This window comes from Flavobacterium sp. 2, from assembly GCF_049949195.1.
Classification (GTDB): Bacteria; Bacteroidota; Bacteroidia; order Flavobacteriales; family Flavobacteriaceae; genus Flavobacterium.
The window spans coordinates 1,399,782-1,414,858 of the sequence record NZ_CP188206.1 but is presented as its reverse complement, the minus strand read 5'-3'; the positions used below and the strand labels follow the sequence as shown (position 1 = coordinate 1,414,858).

Annotated in this window: 14 protein-coding genes; 12 read left to right on the top strand and 2 right to left on the bottom strand. The window is 34.0% G+C overall.

The genetic code is table 11. The annotated features are described in order from the left end of the window. Positions 1-104: 104 nt before the first annotated feature. Together ACNFIH_RS05990 and ACNFIH_RS05985 are read left to right on the top strand one after the other, a co-directional pair. The gene (locus ACNFIH_RS05990) at positions 105-974 is read left to right on the top strand and encodes an alpha/beta hydrolase (protein WP_142449629.1); all 870 of its coding nucleotides are present in this window, start codon (positions 105-107) and stop codon (positions 972-974) included. A gap of 85 nt (positions 975-1,059) precedes the next feature. Then, the gene (locus ACNFIH_RS05985) at positions 1,060-1,569 is read left to right on the top strand and encodes a hypothetical protein (RefSeq protein ID WP_426485895.1); all 510 of its coding nucleotides are present in this window, start codon (positions 1,060-1,062) and stop codon (positions 1,567-1,569) included. Between the two features lie 65 nt (positions 1,570-1,634). On the opposite strand, the gene ACNFIH_RS05980 is transcribed toward ACNFIH_RS05985, so the two are convergent. Both ACNFIH_RS05980 and ACNFIH_RS05975 read right to left on the bottom strand, forming a co-directional pair. After that, on the bottom strand, positions 1,635-2,609 hold the full coding sequence (locus ACNFIH_RS05980; protein WP_035648947.1) for a TerC family protein: 975 nt from the start codon (positions 2,607-2,609) through the stop codon (positions 1,635-1,637). Between the two features lie 227 nt (positions 2,610-2,836). Then, entirely contained in the window at positions 2,837-3,853 is a 1,017-nt protein-coding gene (locus tag ACNFIH_RS05975) for a glutamine synthetase beta-grasp domain-containing protein (protein ID WP_035648945.1), read from the bottom strand. A 426-nt stretch (positions 3,854-4,279) separates the two neighbouring features. On the opposite strand from ACNFIH_RS05975, the gene ACNFIH_RS05970 reads away from it, so the two are divergent. The 10 genes from ACNFIH_RS05970 (at position 4,280) to ACNFIH_RS05925 (ending at position 14,843) form a co-directional block, all read left to right on the top strand. Next, positions 4,280-6,469: a glutamine synthetase III gene (locus tag ACNFIH_RS05970; protein WP_426485894.1), complete on the top strand. Its 2,190-nt coding sequence runs from the start codon at positions 4,280-4,282 to the stop codon at positions 6,467-6,469. 393 nt (positions 6,470-6,862) lie between these two features. Beyond that, complete coding sequence (locus ACNFIH_RS05965) at positions 6,863-7,480, top strand: hypothetical protein (RefSeq protein WP_051951513.1); 618 nt, start codon at positions 6,863-6,865, stop codon at positions 7,478-7,480. A 64-nt stretch (positions 7,481-7,544) separates the two neighbouring features. Beyond that, positions 7,545-8,033, top strand: a complete 489-nt coding sequence (locus ACNFIH_RS05960; protein ID WP_426485893.1) for a hypothetical protein — start codon at positions 7,545-7,547, stop codon at positions 8,031-8,033. A 4-nt stretch (positions 8,034-8,037) separates the two neighbouring features. Next, entirely contained in the window at positions 8,038-8,775 is a 738-nt protein-coding gene (locus tag ACNFIH_RS05955) for a CsgE family curli-type amyloid fiber assembly protein (protein WP_081909348.1), read from the top strand. Positions 8,776-8,843: 68 nt separating this feature from the next. Then, positions 8,844-9,311: a curli assembly protein CsgF gene (locus ACNFIH_RS05950; RefSeq protein ID WP_035649412.1), complete on the top strand. Its 468-nt coding sequence runs from the start codon at positions 8,844-8,846 to the stop codon at positions 9,309-9,311. A 56-nt stretch (positions 9,312-9,367) separates the two neighbouring features. Continuing rightward, a complete protein-coding gene (locus ACNFIH_RS05945) occupies positions 9,368-10,744 on the top strand; it encodes a CsgG/HfaB family protein (protein WP_035648937.1) in 1,377 nt (458 codons plus the stop codon). Positions 10,745-10,818: 74 nt separating this feature from the next. Further along, on the top strand, positions 10,819-12,297 hold the full coding sequence (locus ACNFIH_RS05940; protein ID WP_426485892.1) for a carboxypeptidase regulatory-like domain-containing protein: 1,479 nt from the start codon (positions 10,819-10,821) through the stop codon (positions 12,295-12,297). Positions 12,298-12,488: 191 nt separating this feature from the next. Further along, the gene (locus ACNFIH_RS05935; protein WP_426485891.1) at positions 12,489-13,667 is read left to right on the top strand and encodes an AIR synthase related protein; all 1,179 of its coding nucleotides are present in this window, start codon (positions 12,489-12,491) and stop codon (positions 13,665-13,667) included. An 88-nt stretch (positions 13,668-13,755) separates the two neighbouring features. Beyond that, entirely contained in the window at positions 13,756-14,112 is a 357-nt protein-coding gene (locus ACNFIH_RS05930; protein WP_426485890.1) for a hypothetical protein, read from the top strand. A gap of 122 nt (positions 14,113-14,234) precedes the next feature. Then, the gene (locus ACNFIH_RS05925) at positions 14,235-14,843 is read left to right on the top strand and encodes a GNAT family N-acetyltransferase (protein ID WP_426485889.1); all 609 of its coding nucleotides are present in this window, start codon (positions 14,235-14,237) and stop codon (positions 14,841-14,843) included. Positions 14,844-15,077: the final 234 nt, after the last annotated feature.

Sequence of the window (15,077 nt, the reverse complement as noted above, 5' to 3'; positions counted from 1 at the left end):
CAATATTTCTCAAATCCGATTGGCAAAAGCTGGTCGGATTTTTCATATAATTTATTTTGAAAAAGGTATATTTACATTCCCTAATCAGAAAAAAATATATCAGAATGAAGAAATTTAAAATGCTGCTGTCTTTGTTTTTGCTTTGCTTGACTACAATGACATATGCGGCAAAAGTAGACACTTTGCAAGTTGCCAGTGCCGCTATGGGAAAGACCTATAAAGCTGCCGTAGTTTTACCAAACTCTTATGCCAAAAGCAAATCGACTTTTCCGGTTATGTACCTTTTGCATGGCGCTTACGGACATTTTAGTGACTGGCTGAAAAATACACCAAACAAAAAATTAGTTCAAACTTTATCAGATCAATACAATATGATTATTGTGATGCCTGAAGGCGAGGTTTTTAGTTTTTATCTGGATAGTCCGGTAAACAAAGAAAGCCAGTTTGAAACTTTTATAACTCAGGAAGTCATTCAGAAAGTAGATAAAACCTACCGAACCATCAGTAATAAAAGCGGAAGAGTAATTACAGGACTTTCAATGGGAGGTCACGGTGCTTTGTATCTTTCGGCAAAACATCCCGATTTATTTTGCGCAGCCGGAAGTATGAGTGGAGCTGTAGATATGAGTACGATGCTTAATAGAGATTCGGCAGCTCAGGTTGTCAAATTAATGCAACCCGTTTTTGGCGATAAAAGTGGTAGTACTGAGATGTATGAGCAATATGCAGTAATGAATATGCTTGATAAAATAAAAGCAAACAAACTGCCGTTGATTATAGATTGTGGCGTTGATGATTTTTTAATTGAACCAAACAGAGAATTGCACCGAAGATTAGTTTACAACAAAGTAGATCACGATTACACCGAGCGTCCTGGCGCACATACTTGGGATTATTGGGAGAATTCACTGCCATATCATGCATTGTTTTTCAATAAAATATTCCTTAAAAATCAAACTGTTGCAAAAAAATAATTAGAAATTTTATTCCGAAACCCGTTTAACAAAATTTTTGGTTTGGTTTTTGGAATACCTTTATAAACTTTAAAAAATATATATTATGAAAAAGATACTTACCTTATTTGCCGTTGTTGGATTAATTGCATTTATAAGCTGTGAAGGACCAGAAGGACCTCCTGGACAGGATGCTTTAATTCCTTATGTTTTTGAAACTACTAAGGATTTTACTAATGCCAATAATTATGGTTTTGATGTTCCATTGCAGGGAATGTTATCAGGCGATAATATTTTGGTGTATGAATTAGTTGGTACAAGTGGAGGGGATACTTGGGCGCTGTTACCTCAAATTTATTATTTTAATAATGGTTTAGAGACAGCTCAGTATAATTATACTTTTTCGAAAAGCAAAGTTACAATCTTTATTGATGGAAGTTTAAGTGATTTCTCTCAATTACCTGCAAGCTTTAGATTAGGTAAAACATTTAGAATCGTTATTATTCCTGGTGATGATGGAGTTAATGCTAAAAAAGCGAAAGTTGATTATTCAGATTACAAAGCTGTAATTGCAAGATATAATATTGACGATAGCAATGTGAAAAAATTGAATTAATAAAGAGAAATAAAAAAAAGGAAATCGAAAGATTTCCTTTTTTTATGATTATATGTTTTATAAAATTATTTCTCAGTTAAATCTGAATCAGTCAATAATTTTTCTTTTCCAAATTTAAGAGAAACTAAAATTCCCACTAAAAGTGACAAAGCGATGAATCCTAAAGAAGCCCATTCTGGAACGTGAATCCAATCGTGAAGAAGCATTTTTAATCCTACGAAAGCTAAAATGGCAACCAAACTGTATTCTAAATAACTGAATTTCGCCAGCATATTTGCTAAGAAGAAATACATAGAACGCAATCCAAGAATAGCAAAAATATTAGAACTGAATACTAAAAACGGATCTGATGTAATCGCTAAAATCGCCGGAACGCTATCCACGGCAAACAAAACGTCCATCACTTCAATTACAATCAAAGCGACAAATAATGGAGTAGCAGCTTTTTTTCCTTTTTCGGTTAAAATGAAAAATTTCTCATGATCCATGTGAGAAGTTATCGGAATAACTTTTCCTAATGCTTTATAGATGAAAGAATCTTTTGGATGAAAATCTTCATCTTCCCCTGAAAACAGCATTTTTATAGCTGTAAAAATCAGGAATGCACCAAATAAATAAGTTGTCCAGGTAAATTGGTTAATCAGCATAACGCCAAAGAAAATCATCAATCCACGGAAAACAATCGCTCCTAATATTCCCCAAAACAATACACGATGCTGGTATTTTTGCGGAATTTTGAATGAAGCAAAAATTATTGCAATCACAAAAATATTATCTACGCTTAAAGAAAGTTCAATCAAATAACCTGTAATAAATTTCATTGAAGCTACTGCAGGCTGTAATTTGTCAGGGTTTGCAATATAATCGGTTGTGTAAAGCCAATAGATTACTCCTGAAAACAAAAAAGAAAGTGTAACCCAAATCAAGGTCCATTTGCTGGCTTCTTTGGTACTGATAATGTGAGGAGTTTTGTTGAAGACACCAAGGTCTAAAGCAAGAATAAAAACTACAGCAAGTAAAAAGAGAGACCAGACTATCATAACAATTTTTTTAAATGATTTACAAAGATAAGTTTTGAAGTTTAAATTAAAAATTAATTATAAGAAAGGTATTCTTAAAAGTTGTGAATTTTAAGTTATGAGTTATGAGTTTTCTAATTGTGGATTTTTAAACTTTGACAAAGTTGATGCTTATAAAAAGGAAAGAGCATAAAAAAAAGTGCCAACAATTACGATGGCACTTTTTAGAATTTATTTTAAGCTTTGAATTATAGCGCTGATTTAACAGTTTTGATAATTCTAGCAGCAATTTTGTATGGATCTCCGTTTGAAGCTGGTCTTCTGTCTTCCAACCATCCTTTCCATCCTTTTTGAACAGTCATCAAAGGAATTCTGATAGAACATCCTCTGTCTGAAACTCCATAAGAGAAATCGTGGATAGAAGCAGTTTCGTGCTTACCAGTTAAACGTTGGTCATTGTAAGCTCCGTAAACTGCGATGTGCTCAGCAGTAACAGGGCGGAAAGCCTCACAAATTCTTTCGTAAGTAGCTTGATCTCCGCAAGTTCTCAATACATTGTTAGAGAAGTTAGCGTGCATTCCAGAACCATTCCAGTCAGTATCTCCTAGAGGTTTTGGGTGATATTCAATATAGTAACCATATTTCTCAGTCAAACGATCTAATAAGTAACGAGCAACCCAGATTTCATCTCCAGCTTTTTTAGCTCCTTTAGCGAATAATTGGAATTCCCATTGTCCGCAAGCAACCTCTTGGTTGATTCCTTCAAAGTTGATTCCAGCAGCGATACATAAATCAGCGTGCTCTTCAACTAATTTTCTACCGTGTGTGTTTTTTCCACCTACTGAACAGTAGTACATCCCTTGTGGAGCAGGGTATCCTCCAACTGGGAAACCAAGTGGAAGTTGAGTTTTAGTATCCATGATGAAATACTCTTGTTCGAAACCAAACCAAAAATCATCATCTTCATCATCAATTGTAGCTCTTCCGTTAGATGGGTGTGGAGTTCCGTCTGCATACATAACTTCAGACATTACTAACCATCCATTGATACGAGTTGGATCTGGATAAATTGCAACTGGAACTAAAAGACAGTCAGAAGAACCACCTTCAGCTTGTTTAGTTGATGAACCATCAAATGACCAATTTCCAAGTTCTTCTAATGTTCCTTTGAAATTTTCATGCTCTTCAACTTTAGTTTTACTTCTAAGATTTTGAGTTGGCTCGTATCCATCTAACCAAATGTACTCTAACTTAATTTTAGCCATAATAATATAAATTTATTTTTTTTGTTTTTTCGCTGGGTCAAATATAGATTTATTTTTTTACTCCTAAAAATTAGGGGGCTATTTTGTTTTGCGGAGTATAATTTTTTAGAGAAGCGTAATTTTCGTAGGGGTATATTTTTAAAAAAGCAATTTTTAACCACTATAAAAAATAAATTCGTAATAATTAAGGACTATTTTTGATTTTTTGGGTTAAGAAATTATGAAAAAATGTTTATTTAATGGGGATTCTTGCTGTTTTTTGTTACATTTCTTGATTGTCTTTGTTTATTCTCTGAAAAAAGCATGATCTGTTGAGAAATTGTAGTTCGAAAATCTAAAACTTATATTCTAAACAGGGACTTTTATTGTTTATATTTGTTACTCCTTTTTTTAATGAAAATTAGTACGAATTAAAACTTACATACCATGTCAACATTACGTTTCCAAGCTTTACAAGAAGCTTCCAACAGAAAGCCGGTGCACTTTGAAGAAATTGATCGAAAATCAAATCTTTTCGGATCGAATGTGTTTAATGAAAAAGCAATGAAGCAATATTTGACTTCAGATGCTTTAAAAGGAGTAAGAGATGCCATTCAGCATGGAACTAAAATAGAAAGAAAATTGGCCGATTATATCGCCATGGGAATGAAGGAATGGGCGTTGGCAAAAGGTGTTACACATTATACACATTGGTTTCAGCCATTAACAGGAACAACTGCCGAGAAACACGATGCCTTTTTTGAAACTTCATACGATGGAAGCGATCCTGTAGAGAAATTTGGCGGAGCGCAATTGGTGCAACAAGAGCCAGATGCATCAAGTTTCCCAAATGGCGGAATCAGAAATACTTTTGAAGCAAGAGGTTACACAGCCTGGGATCCAACTTCTCCGGCATTTATATATGGTACAACATTATGTATCCCGACTGTATTTATTGCATACACTGGTGAGGCTTTAGATAACAAAATACCTTTATTAAGAGCATTATCAGCAATTGACGAAGCGGCGACTGAAGTTTGTAAATATTTTGACAAAAACGTAAAAAAGGTAACAGCAACTTTAGGTTGGGAACAAGAGTATTTCTTGATTGACAAATCTTTGGCAAATTCTCGTCCTGATTTGGTGATGACCGGAAGAACATTATTAGGACATACTTCTGCAAAAGGTCAGCAATTAGATGATCATTATTTCGGGTCAATTCCGACGCGTGCTCTTACTTATATGAGAGATTTGGAGCAGGAATGTATGTTATTGGGAATTCCGGTAAAAACACGTCATAATGAGGTTGCGCCAAATCAGTTTGAGTTGGCTCCAATTTTTGAAGAAACAAATCTTGCCGTAGATCATAACTCTTTATTAATGGATGTAATGCAAAGAGTTGCTGAACGTCATGATTTTAAAGTGTTATTTCACGAAAAACCATTTAAAGGTGTAAACGGTTCTGGAAAACACAATAACTGGTCTTTGGCTACAGATACCGGAGTTAATTTATTAAGTCCGAGTAAAACGCCAATGAGTAATTTGCAATTCCTGACATTCTTTATCAATACGATTAAAGCTGTAAATGATTATGAAACTTTATTAAGAGCTTCGATTGCAACGGCAAGTAATGATCACAGGCTAGGAGCTAATGAGGCACCGCCAGCTATTATTTCGGTTTTTATCGGAGCACAATTGTCAAAAGTTTTATTAGAATTAGAAAGTGTAACAACCGGAAAACTTTCGCCTGAAGAAAAAACAGATTTAAAATTAAATGTTGTTGGTAAAATTCCAGACGTATTATTAGATAATACAGACAGAAACAGAACTTCACCATTTGCCTTTACAGGAAATAAATTTGAATTTAGAGCTGTTGGTTCAAACTCAAACTGCTCAAATGCAATGACAACTTTAAATGCAATTGTTGCCAAACAGTTAATTGACTTTAAAAATGAAGTTGAAAACCTGATTGAAAATAAAGACATGAAAAAAGACGATGCCATCTTTAATGTCTTAAGAGAATACATCAAACAATCTAAAAAAATTCTTTTTGAAGGAGACGGTTATAGCGACGCCTGGGAAAAAGAAGCGGCAAAAAGAGGTTTGAGTAATTTCAAAACTACACCAGAAGCGATTAAAGCTAAGGTTTCAAAACAAGCTTTGGACTTATTTGAAGAATTAGGAATCTTTAATCATGTTGAGGCTGAAGCGCGTTATGAAATTGAATTGGAAGAATACACTAAGAAAATCCAGATTGAAGGAAGAGTTTTAGGAGATATTTCAAGAAATCATGTAATTCCAACTGCTATTCGTTACCAGAATACATTAATTGAAAATGTAAAAGGCTTAAAAGAAATCTTTGGAAAAGAATTTGAGACGATTGCAAAAGAACAAATTACTTTAATTAAAGAAATTTCAGGTCATATTGAAGGAATTAATACAAAAGTATTAGCCATGACAAATGAAAGAAAGAAAGCCAATCAATTAACTGATGCTCAAAAAATGGCAGAAGCTTATTGCAATAAAGTAAAACCTTATTTTGAAGATATTCGTAACCACTGTGATAAATTAGAATTATTAGTAGATGATGAGAGCTGGACTTTGACCAAGTACAGAGAATTGCTGTTTACCAAGTAACGTTTTCTAAACATTTAGTTAAAGCCCGTCTTAAAAAAGATGGGCTTTTTTTGTGAATATGTTAAAATAACCGGTTTTATAACTTTTTTTTAACGACTGTTTAGGTATAAATGTAAAGAAATTACAAGAAATAGGTTTTTTCTTACTAAGTAAAAAAACAAAAATGGCAGTTCGTCGAGATAGTTTCACAGTTCATCGAAAACAAGTTAAGTTCTTGTAAAATACGTATTTATACCTGATTTGATTATCGAGAAGTTTTCTAATTTTGAAAAAGAAATCAAGAAATAACCCCCAATTTTCGTTTGAGATTTCATTAAAATTGCCCAAATTTTTTTCCCCCAAATTACAACCTGCATAATAATTTGTATTAATAACCAATTAAATATATTTATTATGAAAAAAGTAATTTTAAGCATCTCCGCGATGCTGTTTGTAGGTGTTGCCGTGGCACAAAACACTAGTAATGTTGACCAAACTGGTTTATTAAATGGAGCATTAGTTGTTCAAGTTGGATCAAATGATTCAGATGTTCAACAAGATGGTATTTTTAATTCTGCAACTGTTCTTCAAATAGGTGTTGATAACTCATCAACTATTGATCAATTAGGTATTGCAAACTCTGCTTCAGTTACACAAATTGGATGGGGAAATACTTCTGATATTGACCAAGGTCCACTATTAGGAAACAGCGCTACAGTTTTCCAATTTGGAATTGACAATAATGCTGATCTAACACAAATCGGATTCTTTAATAGTTCGAGTGCAGTTCAAGTAGGTTGGGGTAACGATGCTTCTGCTTATCAATTTGGCTTCGGCAATGAATCTGACACTTATCAAGAAGGATTATTCAATTCAGCTTCAACAATTCAACTTGGAATTGGAAACTCTTCTAGTATCGATCAATATGGAGTTGCTAACTATGCTTTGACAGCACAATTAGGATGGGGAAATGTTAGTACTGTTACTCAAGCTGGGTTCTTAAATGGCAGCGTAGTGCTACAGGCAAACTAAAAAAACCAAGAAAAGGAAGGACTTGATATAATCAGTTCTTCCTTTTTTTATTATTTCAAAAATTATGAAAGCTATTGTAATCTTATTTTTTCTTTTTACAGGAATTATATTCTCACAATCAATTGATGGGAATATAAGTGATTATGTTATAGCCATGAATGAATCAAACAATCGCAATCAAAATCAGAATACAAATCAATATGTTATCAATCATAACATAGTCAAAATTGCACAAATTGGCAACTATAATCAGGCCAATTTAACTATTATCAGTAATAATGCTTATGTAACTGCACAGCAAACTGGTAATAACAACTACATGAATGTCTACAAAAAAGCAGACGAAATAAATCAATCCTATATACAGTCAGGTAATAATAATTATATAAGTGATGTTTCATCATCATCATACTCTCGAGGAGTCGAATCGATGAAAGTCAATCAGGAAGGCAATAATTTAACGATTTTCAGTACAGGATCAAATTCGATATCCAAGGATATGATCATTAATCAGTCTGGAAATTCAGGTACAATTTACGTATTCAATCGCTAGAATCATGAAAAAGTATCTTCACATAATTGTGGCATCTTTTTTTATTTTTTTTTCTGAAAACGGATTTTCGCAAACCGAGTACAACAAAGAGGTAAAGGCGAAAATTGAAGTTAAAGAAATTGAGAATTTATTATTTATAACCGGAACTGCAGAAAATTTAAAATCAGAGTTCAAGAATATTTCATATAAACTAAGTGTATTCAAAAAAAACAAATCGAATTCAAATAAATCAACTAATGCGCAAGATGGAAGAGTAACACTGGAGCCGAATCAAAGGGTAGAATTGTCTAAAACGCAAATCAATTATACTAAACAGGACGAAGTGATTGTAATGTTGCTCATTTATGATGAAAAAAATGCCATAATTGGTAAAGACCGAATTGTTTTTAATGAAGAAACAGAATCAGACGCAGGAAAATCTGTCCCTGTTGACGGTATCGAAATGGTAGGAATTGTAGCCAATGATACTAAAACAAAATTGGGAAATGATTACTATGATATGTTTTATGCACAATATTCGAAACTGAAAGTTCATACTACTAAAATCGTAACGGTTCAGGAAGAACTGACATTTGGGCGCACAACCAAGATTACAATATTAGTAGATAGTGATATTATAGAGGAGTTTATTTCACGTCCTGATGAGGATTTTTTAAAATACATGGCTGATTCAGCGGCTCAAAAGCTATTCAAGTATTTTAAAGATCTGGAAAAGCAAAACAAAATGATTACTCAATATTAAAATTCAGAATTGAGTACATTTTTCGATAAAGCGTTTACTATTTAATGTTTAAACTAAAAAGTATCTATATGAAAACTATAGCATTACTCGTTTGCTTGTTCGGTTTTAGTACAATATCAATTGCACAAAACCTTCAATATAAAGCGGCAAACCCAAATTTTGGAGGCGATACTTTCAATTATCCGTGGTTGCTTAGTTCTGCCCAGGCTCAGAATGATTATAAAGAGGATACCAATTCGCAGTTTAAGCAGCAAACAGATTTGGAACGTTTCAAAAGCAATTTGAATAATCAATTGCTAAACAGACTTTCAAATTCATTATTTGATAATCAATTTGGAAGTAGCACAAATACAGGAAGTGGGACTGGAACGGGAACAGGTACTGGCACAGGCACAGGAACTGGTACACTTTCTCCAGGAACATATGTTTTTGGAACACTTTCGATTGATATTTACCATTCTAATTTAGGATTGGTGGTTAATGTTTTGGATACAGATACGGGTGAGCAGACACAAGTAATTCTTCCGGGGCAATAAATTTAATTGTCCGAGTAAAAAATAAGGTTCATGTATTATTGTAAATAAGTGAGATTATGAATAAAAGTCCCCTTTTTCTATTTTTATTAATTTGCCTATTCTCAGGATGTGGAGCATATTTTAATCAGCCTGTTGGGGTGCAAAAAGCGGTATATGGAGAAAATACTCCAGCCACTGCCAAATTGGTAGAAATGCCAAAACCAAAAGAGCAGATAGTTGTAGGTGTATATAAATTTAAAGACCAAACAGGACAGTATAAACCTACTGAACTGGGAAGCACCTTTAGTACCGCTGTTACACAAGGAGCAACATCAATTTTAATAAAAGCCTTACAGGACTCAAAATGGTTTGTACCTATCGAGCGCGAAAATCTGGGAAATCTTTTAAACGAAAGAAATATTATTCGTTCTACACGTCAGGAATACGCATCAAAAACAGAACCAAATGAAGCAGTTTTGACGCCGCTTTTATTTGCAGGAGTATTACTTGAAGGAGGGATTATTTCTTATGATACCAATATTATTACAGGTGGTTTTGGAGCGAGATATTTTGGAGCTGGAGGTTCGACTCAATACAGACAAGACCGAGTAACTGTCTATTTGAGATTGGTATCGACTTCAAACGGAAAAATATTAAATACAGTTTATGTTTCAAAAACTATTTTATCGCAAAGTATTGATGCAAGTTTATTCAGATATGTTAATTTAAATAGACTTCTGGAAGTTGAAACCGGTTTTACCCGAAATGAACCAATTCAGATGGCGGTAACAGAAGCTATTGAAAAAGCAGTAGAAGGACTTATTGTTGATGGAATCAAAGACAAACTTTGGGAAGTAAATGCACCACAAAAACAAATTGACGATTTTGTAGCGGCTTATGATAAAGAGAAAAGCGATGCTGATTTAGCCCAATTATATAACAGAAATTTAAGCGAAAACAGAAGAGCGCGATTTGGAATTGAAGCCGTAGGTGGAACAACCCTAATGCAAGGTGATTATCCAAATCCGAAACCTATGCCAATGATAAGAGGAGCCGTGAAATTCTTTTTCTCGCCCACATTTAATCTGAGTGCTTCATCAAATGCTTTTCAGGTAGCAAATAAAAATTATATGGATTACGGTTATTTGTCTTTAGATCTAAATCTGGAATGTATCATATTGCCACGCGACGTTTTTTCTCCTTTTGTTTTTGCCGGAACCGGATTCGAATTCGATCATCATCGGGAAAATTTTCATAGCAAAGTACAGGCTGGGGCAGGTGTCGAATATTTGGTTTCGCCGCACATTGGACTCAAATTGTATGGAGAATTTAATGCGGCATTTAGTGATAATGTAGATCATCTGGTCGCCGGAGTGCGGGATGATTATTTCTACAGGTTTGGTTTTGGGATGACATATTATTTCCCCAAAAATACAAATTACAAGAAAAAATAGGCAGCCTTTTGATCTTTAATAATTAATGATTAAAGGATTAAGTTCAATATAAGTTTAATAAAATTCAGTCTCAAATGAAAATAGGATTAAAAATTTTGGCGTGCTTTTTTCTTTTAATTTCTTGCAGTGAAGAGCAATTTGATAATACAGGAACTGGTTCAATTAAAGGGCGTGTTGTTGACGTTCGTACTTATACAGGCGTCGAAAATGCCCGTGTTTCGTCGAGCCCGACAACAAGTACTGTTTATACAGATAAGGATGGATATTTTAAAATTGATAAAGTCCCAGTTGGTAAATATGCTTTTCAGGCTCAAAAAGATGGTTTTATCGCAAGATTTCAGCCAGCTACAATTGATAAGGATATTGAAATTGAAGTTATTTTTGAATTAGAAGTCTCAACGGCGACTAATAAACCGCCAGAAATTCCGGTACTTACTGCGCCAACAGATAATGCTACTGGACAAGCTTTAAGTCTTAACTTGACCTGGACTGCCAAAGATCCGGAAGGAGATCCGCTTACGTACACTGTGACCGTGAAAAACGGAACTACAGACGAAGTAAAAACCTATTCTGATCTTAAAACAACAACTTTAGCTATTAAAGATTTAAGTTTTAGTACCAAATATTACTGGCAAGTAAGTGTTGATGACGGAATAAACAAGCCTATAAATAGTGTGACAAATTCGTTTAGAACATTGGCATTCCCGAATCCGAGATACATGTATGTGAAAAAGATAAAAAACAACAATGTAATTTTTACTGCTGATGATGCCGGAAACGAACTTCAATTGTCTTCAGCAGAAGTGAATAGTTTTAGACCGAGAAAAAATTTAAGTATTAACAGAATTGCTTATATAAGTACTGACGGATCTTTGAATCAGATTTTCAGCATGAATCCTGATGGTACCGATGTGCGAAAAATTACAAATTTTGTACCTATAGCAGGGTTCAATATGGATAATGTGAGTTATTCCTGGAGCACAAACGGAAGTCAGTTGATTTATCCGAATTTTGACAAACTCTACCGCATAAATGCTGACGGATCTGGATTGACGCAGTTGTTTAAAACACCAAACGGCAAGTTTATTTCTGAATGCGAATGGAGCCGCGACGGAAGCCAAATTGTTTTAAAAGTAAATGATGTTTCAGGATATAGTGTCGAAATTTATGCAATTGATATGAGCGGAACTGTTTTATATACAGTGCTTTCTGGAGTCACTGGAGGTGCAAGCGGAATTGATATTTCGATTGATAATAAAAGAGTGGTTTACACGAGAGATGTTTCCGGATTTGAAAATGCAGATTACAGACGCTTAGATTCCAGAATATTTATTTACACCGTTGCAACAAATGCATCGGCAGAATTGTCATCAGGTAAAGAAAATGGTTTCAACGACCTCGATGTGAAATTTTCGCCAAATGAAGCAAAAGTCATTTTTGTAAATACCTCAAATGACGGGCTTTCAGCCAAAAATATACAAACCGTCAGCACAACCGACGATAGTACAAGGACAACTTTGTTCCAAAATGCGTCGATGCCTGATTGGAAATAAAAATATCATAATCTTCGAATAATTTTGATGTCTAAAAATCGGCAGTGTTCTCGCTGTCGATTTTTTTTTATGAAAAACATAATTTCATTTTAGGAGATTAAGTGACAATAAAAACTAATTTTAAATTGGTATAAACCCAAGAATTAAAAAAACTAGTTATCTTTGCACCACATCAACACAAACTAAGTTTCATGAGTTCAGATTCTAGCAAAAGGTACGCACAAAGAGGTGTTTCGGCATCAAAAGAAGACGTACACAACGCCATAAAAAATATTGATAAAGGTTTATTTCCGCAGGCATTTTGTAAAATTGTTCCTGATTATCTTACCCAAGATGCAGAACATTGCTTAATTATGCATGCTGACGGAGCTGGTACAAAATCGTCTTTGGCGTATATGTACTGGAAAGAAACCGGAGATCTTTCTGTTTGGAAAGGCATTGCACAAGATGCTCTGATCATGAATATTGATGATTTATTATGTGTTGGTGCAACAGATAATATTCTACTTTCTTCAACTATTGGAAGAAATAAAAATTTAATTCCGGCTGAGGTTATCTCGGCAATCATTAACGGAACAGAAGAATTAATCAACGAATTAAAATCTTTTGGAGTAACGATTCATTCAACAGGAGGAGAAACTGCCGATGTTGGTGACGTTGTTCGTACAATTATTGTTGACTCGACTGTTACAGCTCGTATGAAACGCAGCGATGTTGTAGATAACGCAAATATAAAAGCAGGTGATGTAATTGTTGGTTTGGCTTCTTTTGGTCAGGCAACTTACGAAAAAGGCTATAATGGCGGAATGGGAAGCAACGGACTTACTTCTGCACGTCATGATGTTTTCGGAAAATATTTGGCTAAAAAATACCCAGAAAGTTACGATGCAGCAGTTCCAGAAGAATTGATTTATTCTGGACAAGTTAATTTAACTGATGAAGTTGAAAACAGCCCAATCAATGCAGGTCAGTTAGTGCTTTCGCCAACGAGAACTTACGCGCCAATCATCAAGAAAATTTTAGACAAATATACTCCGGCAGATATCCACGGAATGGTGCATTGCAGTGGAGGAGCGCAGACTAAAATTCTTCATTTCGTTCAAAATTTACACATTATAAAAGATAATTTATTTCCGGTTCCGCCATTGTTCAAGTTAATTCAGGAACAATCAAAAACTGACTGGAAAGAAATGTATCAGGTTTTCAATTGCGGTCACCGTATGGAAATCTATGTTCCGGAAAACATTGCACAAGATATTATTGAGATTTCAAAATCATTCAATGTTGATGCACAAATCGTAGGAAGAGTAGAATCTTCAGATGATAAAAAGCTTACCATTACCAGCGAATACGGAACATTCAATTATTAATTTTTTACGTAGAGACGCACAGCAGTGCGTCTTTCGTCATTTTAGACGCACAGTTGTGCGTCTCTACAAATTATAAAACGGCAATATTATGTACGAACTACTTTTTTGGAGATATCTGGATGAAATTTACTTGAACAATCAGGAGGTTTATGAAGCTCTTGTGGAGAAACAAGAAGTAGAAGGTCTGGCTGCACTTCAAGTAGAAGTTATCATAAATAGAATCAATTCCGTTTTTTCAGAATGGGAAAGAGTGGATGAAAATAGTTGGAAAAACCCAAAAAGGAAAGGTGCTTTTCAAGTCATTACAACTTCTCAAAGCATAAAAATTGATTGTTACGGAACTGAAGGAAAAACCATGAACCAATTGGTTTCTGTGATGGAAGAATTCAAATGTCCGCTATACGATCCGCAAGTTCCCGAGCGTTACGACGAAATGAGTGAATAATTTTTTTTAAAGAAATTATGGACTTCAAAAAATAATAGCAGAAAAGAAAAGTCCCTTAGGGGCTTTTTTTATTTAAAACGCTTTTTAAAATCAAAAAATAATTTAATAACCAAAAATGGATTATGACTAAAATATCAAATTTCAATTTCACAGATACTATTATTTTAGAAGACGATTTTGTTTTGTTGCGCCCGCTTCAAGAATCAGATGTAGAAAACTTATTAGATATTTCAATCAATGAACCGGAAACTTGGAAATATTCATTGGTTGGAGCAGAAGGAAAAGAAAATTTGACTAATTATATTCAATTGGCAATTAAAGCCAGAGAAAACGAAAAGGAATTTCCCTTTATAGTTTTTGATAAAAAATCTAAAAAATACGCAGGTTCAACACGTTTCTACGATATTAATCTTGAATTTAAAACCTTGCAGTTAGGATATACTTGGTACGGATCGGAGTTTAGAGGAACAGGTTTAAACAAACACTGCAAATTTTTGCTGCTTCAGTTTGCTTTCGAAGCTTTAGGTTTAGAAAGAGTTGAATTCCGCGCAGATAATAATAATGAAAGAAGTATTGCCGCGATGAAAAGTATTGGCTGTAAAGTTGAAGGCGTTTTAAGAAGCAATATGCCAACAAGAGATAGCAATCTCCGACGTGATTCTATTGTTTTAAGCATTCTTAAAAACGAATGGTTTGATGAGGTAAAAGAAAACCTAAAAAATAAACTATAAAAAAAGCAAAGCAAAAAGAGCCAACGGCTCGAACCATATTGTAGGGCTGGACTTCAGTCCAGTTCAGACAAAAACAAAAACAATATTATAAAGCTTTGATTTCATTTCAGTAAAGATTAGTATATTAATATCCCCACAAAATTTATGTTTTTTAAAAGCATATTTTGTTGTATTTTTCTAAACTAAAAATATAGGTAAATCGTTTTAGTAAGTGCCTGATTTGTTTTAGATAAA

Excerpts from the sequence above, each read along its gene's own strand:
- ACNFIH_RS05990 (WP_142449629.1), top strand. The coding sequence starts at position 105 with ATGAAGAAATTTAAAATGCTGCTGTCTTTGTTTTTGCTTTGCTTGACT.
- ACNFIH_RS05985 (WP_426485895.1), top strand. The coding sequence starts at position 1,060 with ATGAAAAAGATACTTACCTTATTTGCCGTTGTTGGATTAATTGCATTT.
- ACNFIH_RS05980 (WP_035648947.1), bottom strand. The coding sequence starts at position 2,609 with ATGATAGTCTGGTCTCTCTTTTTACTTGCTGTAGTTTTTATTCTTGCT.
- ACNFIH_RS05975 (WP_035648945.1), bottom strand. The coding sequence starts at position 3,853 with ATGGCTAAAATTAAGTTAGAGTACATTTGGTTAGATGGATACGAGCCA.
- ACNFIH_RS05970 (WP_426485894.1), top strand. The coding sequence starts at position 4,280 with ATGTCAACATTACGTTTCCAAGCTTTACAAGAAGCTTCCAACAGAAAG.
- ACNFIH_RS05965 (WP_051951513.1), top strand. The coding sequence starts at position 6,863 with ATGAAAAAAGTAATTTTAAGCATCTCCGCGATGCTGTTTGTAGGTGTT.
- ACNFIH_RS05960 (WP_426485893.1), top strand. The coding sequence starts at position 7,545 with ATGAAAGCTATTGTAATCTTATTTTTTCTTTTTACAGGAATTATATTC.
- ACNFIH_RS05955 (WP_081909348.1), top strand. The coding sequence starts at position 8,038 with ATGAAAAAGTATCTTCACATAATTGTGGCATCTTTTTTTATTTTTTTT.
- ACNFIH_RS05950 (WP_035649412.1), top strand. The coding sequence starts at position 8,844 with ATGAAAACTATAGCATTACTCGTTTGCTTGTTCGGTTTTAGTACAATA.
- ACNFIH_RS05945 (WP_035648937.1), top strand. The coding sequence starts at position 9,368 with ATGAATAAAAGTCCCCTTTTTCTATTTTTATTAATTTGCCTATTCTCA.
- ACNFIH_RS05940 (WP_426485892.1), top strand. The coding sequence starts at position 10,819 with ATGAAAATAGGATTAAAAATTTTGGCGTGCTTTTTTCTTTTAATTTCT.
- ACNFIH_RS05935 (WP_426485891.1), top strand. The coding sequence starts at position 12,489 with ATGAGTTCAGATTCTAGCAAAAGGTACGCACAAAGAGGTGTTTCGGCA.
- ACNFIH_RS05930 (WP_426485890.1), top strand. The coding sequence starts at position 13,756 with ATGTACGAACTACTTTTTTGGAGATATCTGGATGAAATTTACTTGAAC.
- ACNFIH_RS05925 (WP_426485889.1), top strand. The coding sequence starts at position 14,235 with ATGACTAAAATATCAAATTTCAATTTCACAGATACTATTATTTTAGAA.